Genomic DNA, 17348 nt, shown 5'->3' with positions numbered 1-17348 from the left:
CGCTGTTCCTCGCTGGCCTGGTCGGCCAGGTACGCCGAACCGAGGTGCCGGGCGGGATCGGTGGCGTCGAAGACCTCGATCTGCAGGTCGTTGTGAGGCAGGTGCCGGATCCGCACCTTGGTGCCGACGTGGCCGGTCATCCACGGGGCCACATACGCGCGGCGGCGCCATGTGACGCCGCTGGTGGTGATGGTCCGGGTGCGGCCGTCGTCCTCCAGAGCGAAGTGCACCAGGTGCCCGGGCGGGACGTCCTCGACCGGTGTCGGGTCAGCCTCCCAGGCCATCTGTGGAGTGAGCGCACCGCCCAGCCCTGCCGGGCGGTGCTCGGTGTTCCACCAGCGCACCCAGTCCAGCAGGATCTGAACGAACGCCGCGAACGGCAGCAGTTCCTCCCCGGTCGCCGGCTCCTGGGCGCCGACAGGGCGGGGGCGGCGGGTGTAGCCGGGCAGCGAGACCAGCAGCATCTCCTCCACCGCGTCGTTCAGCTGCTCGATCGTGCCCTTCAGGTGCGGGGTGTAGGCGGGCAGGTCCTGGACCGGGACCGCGAACGCGCCCAGCGCCTGGGTGACCGTGGCGCACAGGAACTCCTTGCCGCGGTCGACTCGCACCAGTGACGGCAGGCCGCCGAAAGGGAACGGCTCCTGGCGGCTGATCCCCACACGCAATGCGGCCAGCACCGCCTCTCTGGAGGGCTGGTGCGGGGTGATGGCGACGCCGGTGATCGCCTTCGTCGCGCAGTCGATGAACCACGTGATCCATGGACACTGCGCAACGCCCTCGACGTCCACCCGTACCGGGGCGCGTTTGTGGTCACCTTCCCAGCAGGCGTTTCGCCATTGCCTGGGCCGCTGCCCGAACACGTCGTGCCGTCGCCGTGCCCGCTCACCGCCCCGCAGCCCGGCCCGTTCCCCCGCTGACAACTCCCGCGCGACGGCGCGCTGCAACGCACGCAGTGACGGAACGGTCACGGTCGGATCACCGGCGGCCTCGGCCGCCAGCTGGCGGTGCACCGCGGCGACGTTCCCGCCCCACAACGCCATCAGCGCCCGGATGTGCGGTGTCACCACCACCGCCGACGTCCGAGCCCGGGCCGTCAGACGTCCCTCCCTACGTGCGGCGGCCAGCCAGTTCCACACCGTCCGCTCGCTCACTCCCGACGTGTCGGCCACCAGCCGCACGTGAGCGGTGGCCAACTCGCCACGGCCGTCCAGCGCCATCAACCTGGACACCGCCGCCGCCCGAGACATCAGCCCCGCACCGGGCTCACAAACCGGCTGCCGCGCGGACTCCCCCACCAGACCCCTCCCGTATCCCGGGCCGTGCCAACCCCGACCCTGTCTGCGGCGTAGTTGTCCACCCGGACGGCGATCATTCCGACACGCCGCTCCACAGCCTCCGAACCAGTGCAATCAGGCGGCCCGAGGTTTCAGCCGACGCGCCACACTGAAACCCGGAAGAACACCAGCCGCCGGACGGCCACCCGCAGGCCATCCCAGGCGACACGAAACCTTCAGCGGAAAACGACACAGGCCTTCAGCGCCAGCGACACACGTCTTCAGCGGCGTGACCGCACCACCCCAGCAAGCTGACCGCTGAAGGGAATCTACGTACCAGCACTGAAAACAAGCCGTCGCCTAACAGGCCGGCACCGACCCCGACGACGGCGACGAGCCACCGCTTTGTGCAGCATCCGTCCGCTGACGTTGCCGTCAACTACTGCCGTCAAGACGCGCGAAGGCCCGATCGGAATTCCTTCCGATCGGGCCTTCGCCGTTTAACTCAATTAGGTCCGACCTCGCTCTATCAGCGAGGCGCAATTGAGTTGATCAATTCTCCTCGCAGGCTCTCCAGGAAACCCCAGAGATCACGAGAGATGATCTCCACCCCATGCGTTCCGGTTTCATAGGTGTCGCCGATTAGAGATCCGCCGCTGAGACGGTAGACGTTCCCCTGGGCGGCACCAAGAGCAAACAGGCCGCCCCCTCCATCCGAGCCAAAGACAACGATCGAGTCGCTAACGTCGCCAGCAAGAATCGTTGGCTGATCGCCGTTGACCGCCTCGACGGCGGAATGAATGAAGAATCCACTGTCCAGGTCCGGAAGGGACAGTCGCTCAACCTGCTCGTAGAAGCTGAGCAGATCTCCCGAGATCCCGGCTGCTACCAGAGACACCCTCCCCTCGCTCTCGGCCCCGGATGTCGCCCTGACCAGCACGTTCTCCCCTGGAGGGTAGCCGAACTGGCTCTCGAAGCCCTGCGTGAACCTGGGGATGAGTTCACACATCACCTCAACCCAACTACTTAGGTTCTCCCCAGTAATAGGCACCATATCCCCTATCAATTTGAGCGGCGAAGTCTTCAATCTGAGCCCGGGACGCATTTGGATTCATATCGCGAAACCACTTCCACTGATTGGTGATTTCCTGATGAACATTCGCCCCACGCGACTGCATCCTACTCCCTGGGATTCCTCGCATATTAGATGGGGCATCGAAGTCGAAGCCTGCAAATTGCGGGTCGTCCCGATACTCCTGGGGAATCGCGTGGTGGGCATCCCAATCGTCAGGCAACCGCTTGAGGCCGGCTTTGTTGAGAGCCGCATTGAACCTCCCGCGATAGTTGGTCAGCTTGATAGTTGGGAACTCTGGATCGTAGCCCGTGGCGCAGGTGTTGTGCACCAGCACCGGCGTCGTACCAGCGAGTACATAGTACGTGTGCTACGCAACCCCTCTCCACCTGCTTTTTCGCAGGTCAGCGGCGGTTTGACGGTCCGTCGATGTCCGCGGATGTGCGCCAAAGTCCGTGGTTGTTGCCGTCGCTACTGCCGTCAGAGGTATAGACCAATTGCCCTGCCGCTGGCTGCGCGCGTGATCTTACTGCCATGCTCCGGGCTCGGCGCGGACGATGGTGCGGGTGGTCTGCTCGTACGACTGGTGACCGGTCTGCGCGCAGTGCCCGGCGATCCAGCGGGTCAGGTCTTCGGGGGTGTGCATCCGGCCCGATGCGGCTGCGCAGTCCTCTTCTTCACCGGTGATGCAGACTGCCTCGAAGGTCGGCAGCGCCATGGGGTCAGGGTCGGTCGTCACGTTGTACTCGCGGAACCGGTAGCGGCTGGTCGTGCCCATCAGCGTTCGTCGGCTTCCTGCTGGGGAGTGGGGATGCGCTGCCCCCGTGAGTCCGCGACGTTGAGGGCGTCCGACAGGGCCTCGGTCAGCCGGCGGGCCAGCCAGCGGTACTCGACGCTCGACGACACTCGCTCTCCCGGAGCCAGGACGCCCCTGGCGTACTCCAACAGTTCTTCACCCATGCTGAGCTGCATCGCTTCGATGCCGTCGGCGAGTGTCGAGAGGTAGCCCTGACCGTTGGTGCTCAGGTAGCAGAGGCGGCCGTCCGGCGCGGTCCACGGGAGCAACCGCAGGCCGCCCACCGCAGATTCCGCGTTCCTGCGCGGCAGATGGTTCGCATAACCGCCGTTCTGGTTCATCTGCGCCTGCCCGTGGTCGGCCTTGCGGTGGCTGTCCTGCATCACCCGCAGGTCGGACAGCCGGGAACGGTCGCGGCTGCGCACGGCTGCGCGGGCACGCTCGCGGAGCCTGACACACTCCGCGCAGACGGAGCCGGGGCGCTCCCGCCGCCGTGTCGCCTTGGCCATGCTGCTTTCCCTTCCTCGGCCGGATCTGTTGATCAGGATCCCGTTGGCGTGAACCTTGCGGAGTAGCCAGCGTGTCTGCCGCTGTGTCTGCCAAGCTGGCCTGGTGCGCGAGACGGTCGGGGAACTCATCAGGCGGCTTCGCCTGGCACGAGGTTGGAGTCAGCGGCGGCTGGCCGACGCGCTGGCCCAGGCCGCTCCCGGGCGGGTTCCACCGACACGAAACGACGTGTCGCGCTGGGAGATCGGCACTCGCTCTCCCAGGGAGTGGCTGCCCTTCCTCGCCCAGGTGCTGGAGGTCCCCCGGGAGATGCTGGAGGCCGCCAAGGCCGTCCGGCCTCCCGAGCCCGCGCCTCGGGTGCTGACCGTCGCGGACTTCCTGCCCGAGGGCGACCCGCTGGCCCCGCTGGGTGCGCGTACCGGCCGGCGGATCGGCGCCGGGCAGGTCGCCGACCTGGCCCGGCGGGTGCACGGCCTACGGCTGGCCGACGACGTGGTGTACGGGAAGGACCTGATCGCCCCCGCCCTGCGGGAACTGCGGGCGGCGGTCACGCTCTACCGCGAGGGCACCCACACCGAGCAGGTGGGCCGCGAACTGCTACGGACGATTGGCGAATTGGCGCAGATCGCCGGTTGGGTCGCATCCGATGCGGGCGAGCACGGCGAGGCGGAGCGGATCTATCAGCTCGGGATCAGTGCCGCCCGTGCCGCCGGGGACAGCGTGCTGTCGGGGAACGTGGCGGGCTCGCTGGCCTACCAGTGGAGCAACACCGGACGCCCCCACGACGCCGTCAACCTCGCCACCGCCGCCGTCCAGGAGGCCGGTCCCGCTGCTCCGGCGAAAGCCCGCGCGCTGTACTTGGACCGGGTGGCCTGGGCGCACACCCGCGCCGGCCAGGACCGCCTGGCGATGGCTGCCCTCGGGGAGGCCGGCGAGGCCCTGGCCCAGGACTCGGCCGGTACCGAGTCGCCCTCGTACCTGTACTGGATGGACGCCGGGGAACTGCAGGTCATGGAGGCCCGCGTCTACACCGAGCTGCACCGGCCGCTTCGCGCCGTTCCGCTGCTGACGGACGTCCTGGGTCGTTACGACGCCAGTCACGCGAGGGAGTTGGCGCTGTACCTGTCCTGGCTGGCCGTGGCCTACGCCGATGCGAACGAGCCTGAGGCGGCGGCGGGGACGGCTGGCCGGATGCTCGCCCTGGGGCAGAGCGGCAGCGAGCGCACCACGGAGCGCACGCGGATCGTGCTGGACCGGCTGCGGGCGTTCCGCGACGTCCCTGAAGTCGCCGAGCTGCTGGTGTCCTGACTGTCCCGGTCGCGCGGGGGGGCGAGTTCGGACTGCTGCTGGTCGGCGCCTCGGCACGCGGCACGGCTCGCGCGTGGGCTGGTCGCTCGGCGCGCTTGCGGTCGGTGGGTCGGCGGGTCGGCGGGTCGGCGGGGAGCTTCGCTCTGTGCCGGAGGCGGCGTCGGGCACCGCCCTCGGCGAGCCCGGCGATAGAAGCGGGTCGGACCCCTGGCCGACCCCGTTGCCCGCGATCCGGCCGTAGGACGGTCGCAGGCGACAACTTGCTCCGCGTTGCGGGCAAGGAGTCCATAGCCCACAACTTGCTCCGACCCTGGGCGGTGCTGGGGTAAGCAGCGCTTACCCCACAACTTGCTCCCATCGGGCACCAGTCGAGCCCCGCTCACGACCCGGCGGACCGCTGACCGCCGACACCCGTGAAGACCTCGGGGCCGTCCGGCCCTGGGTCGGTCGGCGACGTCGGGCCACCTCCAACGGGCGGGGCCCGCCTTGAACCTCGTAGAGAAAATCTGGACGCACAGCTCCAGCCCCTGCCGTCCAGCAACCGACGGGTCAGCAACCTCGCTCGGTGCCGCCCGCTTCAAGGGCCTCGACACGGGCACGCAGAGCGGTGAGCTGATCAAGCGTCTCGGCCAGTGCCAGCTCCAGCGCCTCAACGCGCGCCGCCGTCCCGCCGACAGGCGCGCTCCCCACCTCCCCGCCACCTGAGTCAGCGTCGGGGTGGGCGACGAAGGCTCCCTTGCCGGGGCGGGAGATCGCGTAGCCGTCCTGCTTCAGCAGGGCCATGGCCTTCTGCACGGACAGGCTGGAGGCCCCGTACTCCGCCATCAACACGGCCTGCGTCGGCAGCGCGTCCCCCGGCTGCAGCCCGCCGGAGCGGATCCGTTCCCGCAGGGCCTCGGCGATGACCTCGAACGTCAGCAACACCGTGCCGCCCGCCGGCCTGCGCCCCCGCCGCCCCACCGTCACCGCAGGTCACCCCGCTTTCTCTGCGCCTCTACCACCGAAATCCGGCCCGTCCAAAACGGAAGACCGGGGCCACAGTACTCGCGTCCCCACCGGCCACCGAAATAGATGAGGAGGGATGCACTTGAATGCGCGCTTGAAGCGATGCTACCTTCACGCACCGCCGGTGAACACCACCGCTGACCAGGCCAGACGTCCCCGGCCCACCATCCGCGCCCGCCGTCACGCGCACCGTTCCCACGTGCGCCAACCACCCGGGCCGCCCCTCAATCGCCTCTCCTCTTCTCCCGACTCCTGCCGGAGGTCTGTCCCCATGCCCGCGCAGCTCCAACTCCCCATCCCCGCGACCACCTCCACTCCCGCCAGCGCGGCGTTCGCCGCACCGGCGCTCACCACCAGCGCCGACACGTCCGCGAACAGGAACTCGGCGCTGGAACGCCGGGCGCGGCTGACAGCCAGGCTGGCAAAGCTCGCCGCCGCCGGATACCTCGCACCCCTGGCCCGGCAGATCGGCTCCCTGGGCGGTTGCGCCCGCCCGATCCGGATGACCGGCCACCGGACCCGCCTGGACACCGCCACCGGCCAGATCCTCGACCACCTCGACACCCGCCACCTGCCCGCCGGCGAACTCCTGGTGCGCTGCGGCAACCGCCGCACCACCCGCTGCCCCGCCTGCTCCACCCTCTATCGCTACGACACCTACCAGCTCATCGCCGCCGGACTGCGCGGTGGCAAGACCGTCCCGGTCAGCGTCGCCACCCATCCCCGCGACTTCGCCACCCTCACCGCGCCCGGTTTCGGCCCCGTCCACAACCAACCCGGCACCACCCCCTGCACCTGCGGCACCCGGCACGCCGACGGCGACCCGCTCCTCGGCACCCCGCTGAACCCGCAGCGGTACGACTACACCGGCGCGGTGCTGTGGAACGCCCACGCCCCCGCCCTGTGGGCCCGCTTCACCACCCACCTGCGCCGCGAGATCGCCAAGGCCGCCGGACTGACCCAGCGCACCCTGCGACACCACGCCACGCTCTCCTACGCCAAGGTCGCCGAATACCAAAAGCGCGGCCAGATCCACTTCCACACCGTCATCCGCATCGACGGACCCACCGCCCCCAACAGCACACCACCCACCTGGGCCACCACCCAACTCCTCGACCACGCCATCCGCGCAGCCGCCAACCGCACCCGCGTCCACCCACAGCACCAGCATCCGTCCCGGGCCGGGGAGGCCGACCCGGCCCAGCCGGCGGGGCCCATGGCGTTCCGGTTCGGGCGGCAGATCGACGTCCGCGCCATCCGCAGTACCGACTTCACCGGCGAGGGCCCCGTCACCGACCGGCACGTCGCCGCCTACATCGCCAAGTACGCCACCAAGGGCGCCGAGACCACCACCGGCACTCTCGACCGCCAACTCCGCTTCCTCGCCGAACTCGCCCAGCACGACCTCACCGACCACGCCCGCCGCATGATCCACACCGCATGGCACCTCGGCACCCAGCCCCAGCACACCCACCTCCGCCTGCGCCAGTGGGCCCACATGCTCGGCTTCCGAGGCCACTTCTCCACCCGCACCCGCCACTACTCCACCACTCTGGCCCACCTACGAGCCGAACGTACCGCCTGGCGTAGCCCCCAGGACGACGCCCAGGGGTGGGCTGATAATGGCCAGTCGGTCGCTGACCGGCACCGTGACCGCGATGACCGCAGTGACCTGACCTCCGGTCACACCGACCCCGACGCCGGTCACCGCAGCGGTCACCGCACGAAGGACGGGCGGCGTGGGAGCGCGGACACGACGCTGGTGATCTCGCACTGGCAGTACGCGGGAACCGGCCTCCTGCCCGAACTCGCCCACCTCGCCGACCTCCTGTCCACCACACCGCGCCCCCCGCCCGAGCAACCGAGCCGCCCCAGGCACCCACAGCGCTCCCGTGACCAGGCCGGTCACTTCACCGACCCGCTGACCACCCCCGTCCAGACGGGGGCCATCGCGTGACCACCGACAGCGAACTCCTCACCGTCCCCGAGGTCATGGCCCGCCTCAAGATCAGCCGCTCCACCGTCTACGACCTCATCCGCACCCGGCAGCTCGCCTCCATCACCATCGGCCGCGCCCGCCGCATCCCCACCCACGCCCTGACCGCCCTCGTCCACCACCAACTCGCAGAGGCAGCCTGATGACCACCCCCGACACCAACCCCGCCTCCAGCACCAGTTCTCGCAGGGTCCGCGCCAACGGGGACGGCACCGTCTACCAGCGCAAGGACGGCCGCTGGGAAGCCGCCGGCTACGTCCTGGCCGCAGGCGACACCCGAAAGCGCGTCCGCGTCTACGGCACCACCCGGAAGGAGGCGCTGGCTCAGCTGACCGAGAAGATCGCCGCCAGCAACCGCGGCGTGCCCGTCGTCACCGCCCAGGGCAGCCTCGCGGTCTTCCTCACCTACTGGCTGGAGAACGTGGCCGTCCACCAGCTCCGCGAGAACACCCACACTCGCTACACCGCCTGCACCAACCGCTACCTCATCCCCGGCCTCGGCAAGAAGAAGCTCGCCAAGCTCACCGCCAAGGACGTCCGCACATGGCTCAACCAGCTCCGCACCACCTGCCAGTGCTGCGCACGCGGCCTCGACGCCGCCCGCGCCCAGCCCCGCTGCTGCGCGACCGGCACGTGCTGCGGCAAGCAGCTCTCCCCGCTGACCCTCGCCTACATCCACTCCGTGCTCAAGTCCGCCCTCGAGCACGCCGTCCGGGAGGAAGAGATCCCCCGCAACGTCGCCCGCAACGTCCGCACCGGCACACCCCGCCCCCGCCGCTTCGAACCCCTCACCGCCGACGAAGCCCGCACCCTCCTCACCGCCACCCAGGGCCACCGCCTCCACGCCCTGCTCGAACTCGCCCTCCGCACCGGACTCCGCAAGGGCGAACTCCTCGGCCTGCGCTGGGAAGACCTCGACCTCGACGCCGCCACCGCCAGCATCCGCCGAACCCTCCAGCGCACCCGCACCGGCGGCCTGACCACCCTCCCCACCAAGACCATCAGCTCCGAACGCCGCATCGCCCTCCCGGCCCCCTGCCTGCTCTCACTCCGCGCCCACCGCAAGCAGCAAGCCCAGGAGAAGGAGAAGGCCGGCGCACGCTGGGTGGACAGCGGCCACGTCTTCACCCGGCCCGACGGCCACCCCATCGAACCCGCCACCCTCACCCGGCACTTCAACGCACTCCTCCGCCGCACCCACCTCCGCCAGATCCGCTTCCACGACCTGCGGCACTCGACCGCGACCCTCCTCCTGGAACAGGGCGTCGAACTCGTCGTCATCAAGGAACTCCTCGGCCACGCCCACATCGGCGTCACCGCCACCGTCTACGCACACGTCCGCCTCCGCCTCCAGCGCGACGCCATCGACCTCCTCGGCCGCACCCTCGGACAGTCCTCCGGGGCAGCCACCGACCCCGACGGCGGCAACGAGCCGCCGCTCTGTGCAGCACCCGTCCGCTGACGTTGCCGTCAACTACTGCCGTCAAGAGCCCCAGAAGCCCCGCTGATGACATTTCAGCGGGGCTTCTGGCATGGCATTCTAGTTTGGCCGACGGCTTTTATCTGCAATAAGGCCGCATCGCAGACTTAGGCCGTCACGGCGTTCCGTCGGTCGCAAGGCCGAGCACGCCTGGATCGATTCCTTTGAAGGCCGCTAGCAGCTCGAATAGCACTCGAACCGCATGCTTGTCGGAAATCGAATCCAGCTTACTCCAGTCCGATACAGAGCCGTTCCACTCGGGCCAGATGGATCGGAGAACGAGAGTAGGCCAAGTCAAGTTATGGCCACTTCTCGCATGTGCTGCGATCCATTCGGCGAACCCGTCCAGAAAAGGGACTTCCGCAGCTTCTGAACTGACACCGAACCCTGAAAAGAATGCGACGTACTGCGCGAACGAGCCATCCAGGAAGAACATCGATGGCCTGAACTTCAGGTTTCTCAACAGCAGTTCAACGGGCAGGACCTCGGCCGTCATGGGTTGGGCCTCCAGGTGAGACCGCCACTAGCTGGATTTGGCGTCAGAGTCCCCGGTGTCAGCTTAAGGATCTCATTTGCATCGTCGCCAGGGATGCTCGGGTCTGCAAAGTTCTTCATATAGTCCTCGATTGATTCCCCACCTCTGCCAGTCCAGGCATCAAATGCCCTTCCATCCTTGATGACAACAAAATGCTGAGGCCAGTTAGTCTCGACGCCACGGTACACGTATGGCCGGGCGCCAGGGAATCGGCCAGCAACCTGGTAGATGTCACCACCCCCGAGCGCCTTCTGAATATCGAGAGCACACTGGTCACAGTCAGCGACGCCGTTAATTGCAGACTTCGCGCGCGGCGTCCAATTGCCACCGAGGTCTGGCCCGCAATTACTGTTGTGGACCAAGACCGGAGTGTTGCCCGCGAGGACATAGTACGTGTGAAGGTCGGCGACGGTGAGGTTGTACATCACCTGCTCGCCGGACACCTCGCGGACGCCCTCGACGGTGGCGTCCTGGCCGTTTTCCGTCTTGAGAGTGTGCCCTGACTCGAGGTCGGTCGCGGGGATCCACTTCTGAGCGGTGGTGTCCCAGAAGGGGTGCTCAGAGGTGGTGTGGATGACCTCCTTGCGGTCGCCCGATCGGACGGTGACATCGACGAGGTCGTTGTCGTCGTGCTTCCATGTGGCGGTGACGGCGCGGCCGCTGTCTTCGCCGACCTTCGGGTCAGCTGCTTGGACTTTATCGCCCGGTTTGATTTCGCTGATTTCCCGGGTGCTGCCGTCGGCCATGAGCACCGGCGTTGTGGCGTCGAAGCTGCACCCGCCGAATTTCGGTGCCAACTTGAACGCAAGTTGCTTCAAGAAGGCCATCTCTTCGACCTTGCTGCTCAAGAGATTCTCAGCGGCGCCCTTGAGATCGCCGTCATGAGCATCCATGAGTGCCGTAAGGGGGGAGGCCTCGGGAACTAGGAACGTGGTGGCGAGTTGGATAAATCCCTTGAGGCGTTCCTTCTTGGACCGGTGGAAGCGGACCAAGGACCAGTCATTGCCCGCGTGGTAGGGATGGTCCACGTTGGTGATGACATTGTCCCAGTAGTCGACGTTCCAGCCGCCTTCACTGTTGGGATGCCAAGCCTCGTGGATGATGTTGCGCTGTTGGTCCTCGCAGGTGCCGAATCCGCCGCAGACTCCTTCGGGGTGAAGCCCGCTGGGGTCGCTGAGGTTGGCGGGGTTGTTGTTGCTGTAGGCGTAGCCGTTCCACTGCTGGGGGTCGGCTTGGTCGAGGACGGGGTCGGGGCTGATGAAGCGTCCGTGGACGGGGTCGTATTGGCGGGCGCCGAGGTTGGTGAGGCCGGTGGCGTCGTCCTTGGTGCCGCCGATGAAGCCGTGGTCGCCGGCCCAGGTGGTGGGCTGGTTGCCGCGGGGGTTGCCGAAGGGGTCGGCCGGGCGCCGGGTCTCGGTGAGCGTGGTGCCGTCGAGGGCGAGGATGCCGGTGCCGTGGTGGTCGGAGATCTGGTAGGTGGTGTTGCCGCCTTGGCGGATCAGAGTGACGCCGCCGGGGATCTGGTAGTAGCGGACGCCGGTGACGGTGTTGGCGTTACTGTCGTAGACGAGTTCGTCGCCGCCGAGCGTGATGGTGGTCTTGCCGGGGTCTCGGCGGATGAGCTGGTTGCCGGCCGCGTCGTAGAGGTAGGTGGTCGGTCCGGCGGTGCCTGACGTGGTGTAGGAGGCGAGCTTGTTCTCGCTGTTCCAGGTCAGGGTGGCGGTGCCGGAGGTGTCGGTGACGGCGGTGGTGTTGCCAGCCGCGTCGTACTGGGCGCTGGTACCGGTGGTGCCGGTCGGCGCTGTTGTGGTGGTGCCGGTGAGGGCGTGCGGTCCGCCGGTGCCGCCGCCGGTGTTGGGAGCGGTGGTGGGGGTGTTGACGGTCCCGGTGGCCGGGAAGGTCTGGTTGGTGGTGGTGTCCTTGGTGGTGTCACCGGAGGGGTCGTGCTGGACGAGCTGGGTGCGGTTGCCGGTCAGGTCGTAGCCGTAGCTCTGCCAGTACGCGGCAGGTCCCCCGACCGTGGTCCTCATAGGGGCCTGGGCGCCGCTGGTGGGTGAGGAGTTGGCGCAGGACCCGATGCCCCCGACGGTGGGCTGCGGAGCCTGGGTGAGTGTGCCGGTGTCCGACCAGGCGCTGGTCAGCCGGCCGAGGTAGTCGTAGCCGAAGCACTGCAGGTCCGTGGACGACGGAGTGTTGTCCGGGATGTTGCGGACGGCGGTTAGCTGCCCGGCCGTGTTGTAGGCGTAGGTGAGTTGCTGGACGGCGCCGGTGGAGGCGGTCTGCTTGTCGACGAACTGCGACAGGGGGCGCCCGGTGGAGGTGTCGTAGGTGTTGGTGACGACGATCTGGGTGCCCCAGGGGTTCACCGTGGCGCGGATGCTGTGGCCGTAGGCGTCCCAGTCCGAGGACAGGTCGTAGGTGGCGCCCCCCTCGGCGCCGTAGGTGCTCAGCGGGCCGTTGTTGTCGTATTTGTAGTCGATCGTTTCACTGGCGATGTCGCCGACGGCCGAGCGGTTGTCCTTGGTGAGCGTGCCAGTGACGGGGTCGTAGATTGCCTGGTAGGTGTAGGTGAACGGGGTGGTGCCCTGGCCGATCTCGGTGCCGGGGATCGTGGTGGTGGTCTTGGTCGGGTGGTAGGCGGTGTCGTAGGCGAGCACGGAGCTGGTGTAGGCGATGCCGGAGGCCCCGTTGACGTAGCGGGTCGAGGTGGAGGGCTTGCCCTTGACGACGGTGTCGTAGGTGAAGCCGGTCAGCTGGTGGTCCGGGCTGACCGACCCGGCGTAGGTGCCCGTCACGCGGCCGAGCAGGTCGTAGGTGTAGGCGATGGTCTGATTGCGGGCGTCCGTGGACGAGGCCAGTCGGCCCGCGGCGTCGTAGGTCTTGGTGGCGGTGCCAGTGTCCGGGTCGGAGGTGTTGGTCTCCCGGCCGCGCTGGTCGTAGCCGTGGGTCCAGGTGTTGCCCGCCGCGTCCTTCTGCGTGGCCAGGTGGCCGTCTGCGGTGTAGGTGTAGGAGGTCACGTCCGCGTCGGCCTGGTTGCCGGTGGCGGTGTCGGTCTTGTACTGCCAGAGCTGGGCCTTGTGGCCGCGCGCGTCGGTGACGGTCGAGGTCGGCGTGGCGCCCGCGGGCGGTGTGACGTCGGTCCGGTCGGCGCCGGGATAGGCGGTGGTGGTCGTGGACTGGGCCACGCCGTAGGCGACGAACTGCTGGGTCACCGGTCGGCCGAGGCCGTCGTAGACGTTGTAGGTCTGTGCCGGGACCTTCTGTGTGGTGGTCAGGAACGGGGTGGTGCTGGGCGCGGTGTCATCGTTGTACCAGGGGCTGTTGGCCCTGGTGACCCGTCCCTGCGAGTCGTACACCGTGTCGGTGATCAGTCGGCCCGTGTAGGCGGTGAGCGCGGGAGTCGACTGAGTCTGGACGGTCCTCCCCTCGCCGTCCAAGATGTCGATCTTGACGGCGTAGCCCTTTTTAAGCAGGTCGGAGGTGGTCACCGTCGGAGGTACGGCGCTGCCGTTGACCACGCCCGGGATCGTGTAGGCGAAGGTCTTGTTGGCGCTCGCCGTGGTGGCCTGGCCCGGCAGCCACACACTGGTCGCCCGGCCGAGCGCGTCGTAGGCCTCGGTGGTCGTGCGGCCGTTGGGGTCGGTTGCCGTCAGCGGCAGGGCACGCGCGGGGTCGTACGTGGTGGTGCTGGTCCGGCCGGTGGACGCGTCGCTCGCACCGGCAGGCGCCGGGCTGGTGACAGTGATGCTGTTGGGCAGTTCACCCGCGTTGGCCGCCGCGTAGGCGGTGGTGATGGTCGCGCCGCCCGGATGTGCGCTGTCGGTGGCGTTGGGATCGGTTACGGCCGTGATGCGTCCGTAGCTGTCATACGTCGCGTTGGCCGTGCTGAACTGTGGGGTTCCGGTGGAGTCGAAGTGGTCGAGGGTCAGCGTGCTGGTCGCGTCATGCGCTGCCCCGAATTGTCCGAAGGACTGGCCGTCGTACAGCGTCCGGGTCCACGAGACGGTGTTGGCCGCCGTGGCCGTCGCGGTGCAGGCGTTCGCGCCGGAGACCGCTATCGACTCGGAAGCCACCTCCAGGACTTGCGGGTCCGGCCCGGTCGCGTAGCCGGTGCGGGTGCAGATGTCCGGCAGGCCGTCGGCACTGTCGAGCGAGGTGCTGACGCGGTTGCCCTTCGACGGGTCGGTCGTCGTCGTGGTGGTGCTGGACTGCCAGGTTCCGTCGGCCTTGAGCGACTTTGCCGTGTTCACGGTCGTGGTGGTCGCGTAGCGGGCGACGAGTGCGGGCAGGCCGTTGTCCTGGCTGTGGGTGGCGGTGGCCACCGGACCGCCGCTGAAGGACTTCACCGTGTAGCTGGTGACGGTTCCGGTGGCGTCGGCGCTGGTGTAGGTGTCGGTCTCGCGGGTCTGGCTGGAGAGCCAGTCGGAGTCGGTGGCCCCTCCACCCATCGGGCCTGCGGCCTGGATGCTGCGGGTGGTGCCATTGGCCAGCAGGTCGCCGTCCATGCCCTGATAGAAGGTGGTCGACTTCTTCGACTGCGGGCCGTCGTTGCCGCTGCCGGACACCTCGGTGACGGAGGCGTAGCCGCGGAATCCGTCCCAGGTCCGGTTCTTGTCCGGGGTGGCCGGCGAGTCGTCGCGGTGCCAGGCGGCCTTGCCATAGGTGTAGGCGGTGACCTGCGGCACCGAGCCCGGGGTAGCGGGGTTCACGGTGACGGTGGCGACCGGGTACTTCAGGAACCAGTCATCCACCGGGGCCGCACCGGCGATTGAGCCCGGCGGGTTCCACTTGACGTTGTAGCAGGAGAGTGTGTCGCTGTCGGCGGAGGCCGGCATGACGTTGTTCACGCGCGAGCAGGCGGCGGGGGCGTAGTTGACGCCGATGGTGCTGCCGGTCTCGGTGGTGATCAGCTGGATGCGGGGCCGGTTGTAGGCCGGCGGTGCGGGGACCAGGTTGGTGCCGTCCACGCGGTTGGGCAGCAGCTGTGAGGTGAAGGACACCGGCGGCAGGGTGATCTGGCCGCCGGTGGCCTGGGGGTCCTGGCCGGTGCGCTGGATGGAGGCGAGCCAGGGGACCTGGGTGTTCTCGGTGGCGTTCTGCACGTTGATGAACGTGTGGTTGAGCGTGTACGAGTCCACGGTCTGGTAACTGCCGTTGACCCTCACCTGGGTGGCGATGGACGCCAGCCACTTGGTGGTCCAGAACGTCGGCCCGTAGACGGTACACGCGCTGGTTCCGTCGCACTGCTGGTCCAGCGGCACGTCCGGCCAGTTCGCCGCGTTGGCCGCGGTGCGCTGGGACGGGTCGCAGGCCGCGGTGGAGGTGACGCACCGCTCGGAGGTGTTGAAGACGATCTTCGCGGCGGGGTTGTAGGCGCCGTTGTTGTTCAGCTGGTCCGAGAGGAGCTGGCCGTAGCCGATGGAGGCGGGCACGCCGGCGCGGGTGTAGGCGGTGCTGGTGCCGTTGCCGTTGTTCTGGGCGCCGCCGCGGGAGTAGTAGTTCGTCTCGGGGTTGTAGGTGTAGGTGGTCAGGTTGCCGTGCGGGTCCACGACGAAGTCGAGGTTCCAGCGCCAGGCGGTCTGGCACCACGAGCCCTGGCCCTTGGCCGGGTCGTAGCACGGGTCCCCGCTGTTGGGGGAGTAAACCGGGACGGTCCACGCCGAGCCGGAGTCCGCACCCAGGGTGGTCGGGTTGCCGTTCGCGTCCGGCAGATGGTTCAGGCCGAAGTAGGACACCGTTCCGCCGGTGTCGGTGACCTTGATGTAGGAGCCGTTCCAGGTGCCGTTGGTCGCACCGGTCAGGAACTGCACCTTGGTGCCGTCATCGTCCTTAAGCCGCCACGTGCAGGCCGCCTGCTCCATCGCCGCGGGCGCGCCGGACTGGCAGGAGGAGTCGTCGGGCACCAGCTGGCCGGAGTGGCCACCCATCGACAGGGTCATGTTCGCGCCGCCCCAGCACTGGTCACCGGAGCCGGTGATCCCGTCCAGCGAACACGGCTTGAACGACCGCTCAACGAAACCGGCACCGTAGTCCCAGCCGTCACCGATCCAGGAGGCCTGCGCGTTCGTCGACGAGGTCCGCCCGTCCACCGACGCCGAGTCGTACGACAGCGCCACCTTCGGGCCCGAGCCGGCCAGCGCCGGCGGCGCCTGCACGGGGTATCCATAGGTGAACGCCCCGGACGAGCCGCCCGCCGTCCAGGACTGGGAGGGCCCGAGCGGGGTCGCCGAGTAGGTTCCGGCCCCACTCGAGGACCCCGACACCACACCGACCGTCGTCGAGGTGGTGGTGGAGTCCGCGTACACCGCCCGTGCCGCCCCGGGGGCGGCGTCGGTGGCGGTCTTGGTGGCCGGCGTGGTCGCGGTCTTGGCGGTGCCCGTCACGGTCAGCGGGACGTCGGCGACGAGCTTCTTCGTCGACGGGTCGTAGTGCGATTCGAGCGGCGTCTGCTTCTGGCAGTCCGGGGCCTTCGGCGTCGTCGTCGCGCAGCCGGGCAGGACCACCAGGTAGGCCCGGGCCGCCCAGTTCGCTCCGAACGCGGCGTCAAGGCTCGACGCGTCGACGCCCAGGCGCACGGGCGCGGCATCGCCCGAGCCGGGGCGGGTGAGGGTCACCGCCACACCGGGGATTCCGGCGGTCGCCGCGGTCTTGGCGTCGGCCATCTCGACCTGGATCGTCTGGCCTCCGGCTGACGAGCCGGCCAGCGGCGCGATCGTGACCGGCAGTCCCGAGGCCTTGGCCTCGGCACCGGCCTGCGGCTTCTCGCCCTCGCCCAGGGGGTGCGCTTCGGGTGCGGATCCGAGCGTCACCGAGGCGTGGCCGCCCGGAACCGATTGCGGGTTCCTCGGCGGTGTCCAGGTCGGCGGCACCGGGTGTTCCGGCTTCGCAGCCGGCACCGGTGCGGCGTTCTGTCCGGGGACCGAAGGCGTCTTCGGCAGGGCGGTGTTGGGCGGCGACCACTTGCGCGAGTAGTCCGGCCCGTCCGCCGCCGCCGCGATCGGCAGGGGCGCCAGCATCGACCCGAGGACGGCGGCCGTCGTGACGGCCGCCATCCGGCCGCGCAGTCTCCCCCTCCCGCCCTTTATCTTCTCGAAGCCTGATCGTTGCTTAAATGACACTCTGTTACATCCCCCAAGCATCGGTCCCCCCGAATACGGGAGGCATGTCCTGTATCCGAACCGGCGGATGCTAGCGAACCTTGCTGATGGACAGTCAAGCCCTATCGCCTGGTGAGGATTCTCACGGAGGTGCACGAAGCAGCCATTTCGCACCAAGTCTGGACTTCGCCATCGAACTTGGATTGGCCGATGTCAGTGCGTGCCCCTACGGTGCCGATGACCTGTGCCTATGCAGGTCTTTCCGTGTTTGTTGGGGG

The 17348-nt window shown here is 68.5% G+C and carries 12 protein-coding genes; 4 read left to right on the top strand and 8 right to left on the bottom strand.

Annotation, left to right across the window (positions count from 1 at the left end):
- The 5 genes from ACWC9T_RS31090 to ACWC9T_RS31070 all read right to left on the bottom strand — a co-directional run.
- The coding region (locus ACWC9T_RS31090) for a transposase (RefSeq protein WP_449824381.1) at positions 1–1229 on the bottom strand (1229 nt) is incomplete at its 3' end.
- A 574-nt stretch (positions 1230–1803) separates the two neighbouring features.
- The gene (locus tag ACWC9T_RS31085) at positions 1804–2283 is read right to left on the bottom strand and encodes a hypothetical protein (protein WP_449824380.1); all 480 of its coding nucleotides are present in this window, start codon (positions 2281–2283) and stop codon (positions 1804–1806) included.
- A gap of 13 nt (positions 2284–2296) precedes the next feature.
- Positions 2297–2683: a hypothetical protein gene (locus tag ACWC9T_RS31080; protein WP_449824379.1), complete on the bottom strand. Its 387-nt coding sequence runs from the start codon at positions 2681–2683 to the stop codon at positions 2297–2299.
- Positions 2684–2872: 189 nt separating this feature from the next.
- Entirely contained in the window at positions 2873–3124 is a 252-nt protein-coding gene (locus tag ACWC9T_RS31075) for a DUF7848 domain-containing protein (RefSeq protein WP_449824378.1), read from the bottom strand.
- Complete coding sequence (locus tag ACWC9T_RS31070; protein ID WP_449824377.1) at positions 3124–3651, bottom strand: hypothetical protein; 528 nt, start codon at positions 3649–3651, stop codon at positions 3124–3126. The genes ACWC9T_RS31075 and ACWC9T_RS31070 overlap by 1 nt, the downstream gene beginning before the upstream one ends.
- Before the next feature lie 226 nt (positions 3652–3877).
- Between ACWC9T_RS31070 and ACWC9T_RS31065 the strand changes: the two genes are divergently transcribed.
- Positions 3878–4957, top strand: coding sequence for a transcriptional regulator (locus ACWC9T_RS31065; protein ID WP_449824376.1), 1080 nt, complete (start codon positions 3878–3880; stop codon positions 4955–4957).
- 549 nt (positions 4958–5506) lie between these two features.
- Here ACWC9T_RS31065 and ACWC9T_RS31060 read toward each other — a convergent pair.
- A complete protein-coding gene (locus tag ACWC9T_RS31060) occupies positions 5507–5881 on the bottom strand; it encodes a winged helix-turn-helix domain-containing protein (protein ID WP_449824383.1) in 375 nt (124 codons plus the stop codon).
- Between the two features lie 352 nt (positions 5882–6233).
- Between ACWC9T_RS31060 and ACWC9T_RS31055 the strand changes: the two genes are divergently transcribed.
- Genes ACWC9T_RS31055 through ACWC9T_RS31045 form a run of 3 tightly spaced genes read left to right on the top strand, consistent with a single transcriptional unit; the run spans position 6234 to position 9420 of the window.
- Entirely contained in the window at positions 6234–7919 is a 1686-nt protein-coding gene (locus ACWC9T_RS31055) for a replication initiator (protein WP_449824375.1), read from the top strand.
- A complete protein-coding gene (locus ACWC9T_RS31050) occupies positions 7916–8101 on the top strand; it encodes a helix-turn-helix domain-containing protein (RefSeq protein WP_449824374.1) in 186 nt (61 codons plus the stop codon). The genes ACWC9T_RS31055 and ACWC9T_RS31050 overlap by 4 nt, the downstream gene beginning before the upstream one ends.
- Positions 8101–9420 (top strand): tyrosine-type recombinase/integrase, encoded by a 1320-nt coding sequence (locus ACWC9T_RS31045; protein ID WP_449824373.1) that lies wholly within the window; start codon positions 8101–8103, stop codon positions 9418–9420. The genes ACWC9T_RS31050 and ACWC9T_RS31045 overlap by 1 nt, the downstream gene beginning before the upstream one ends.
- A 133-nt stretch (positions 9421–9553) precedes the next feature.
- On the opposite strand, the gene ACWC9T_RS31040 is transcribed toward ACWC9T_RS31045, so the two are convergent.
- Together ACWC9T_RS31040 and ACWC9T_RS31035 are read right to left on the bottom strand one after the other, a co-directional pair.
- On the bottom strand, positions 9554–9934 hold the full coding sequence (locus ACWC9T_RS31040; RefSeq protein ID WP_153466939.1) for a hypothetical protein: 381 nt from the start codon (positions 9932–9934) through the stop codon (positions 9554–9556).
- Positions 9931–17025 carry a polymorphic toxin-type HINT domain-containing protein gene (locus ACWC9T_RS31035; protein WP_449824372.1) on the bottom strand — a complete coding sequence of 2365 codons (7095 nt, stop codon included), beginning with the start codon at positions 17023–17025 and terminating at the stop codon, positions 9931–9933. Before ACWC9T_RS31035 ends, ACWC9T_RS31040 begins: the two co-directional genes overlap by 4 nt.
- Between the last annotated feature and the right edge of the window lie 323 nt (positions 17026–17348).

Source organism: Kitasatospora sp. NPDC001159, assembly GCF_053598235.1.
This window is presented reverse-complemented; position numbering and strand designations above follow the sequence as displayed.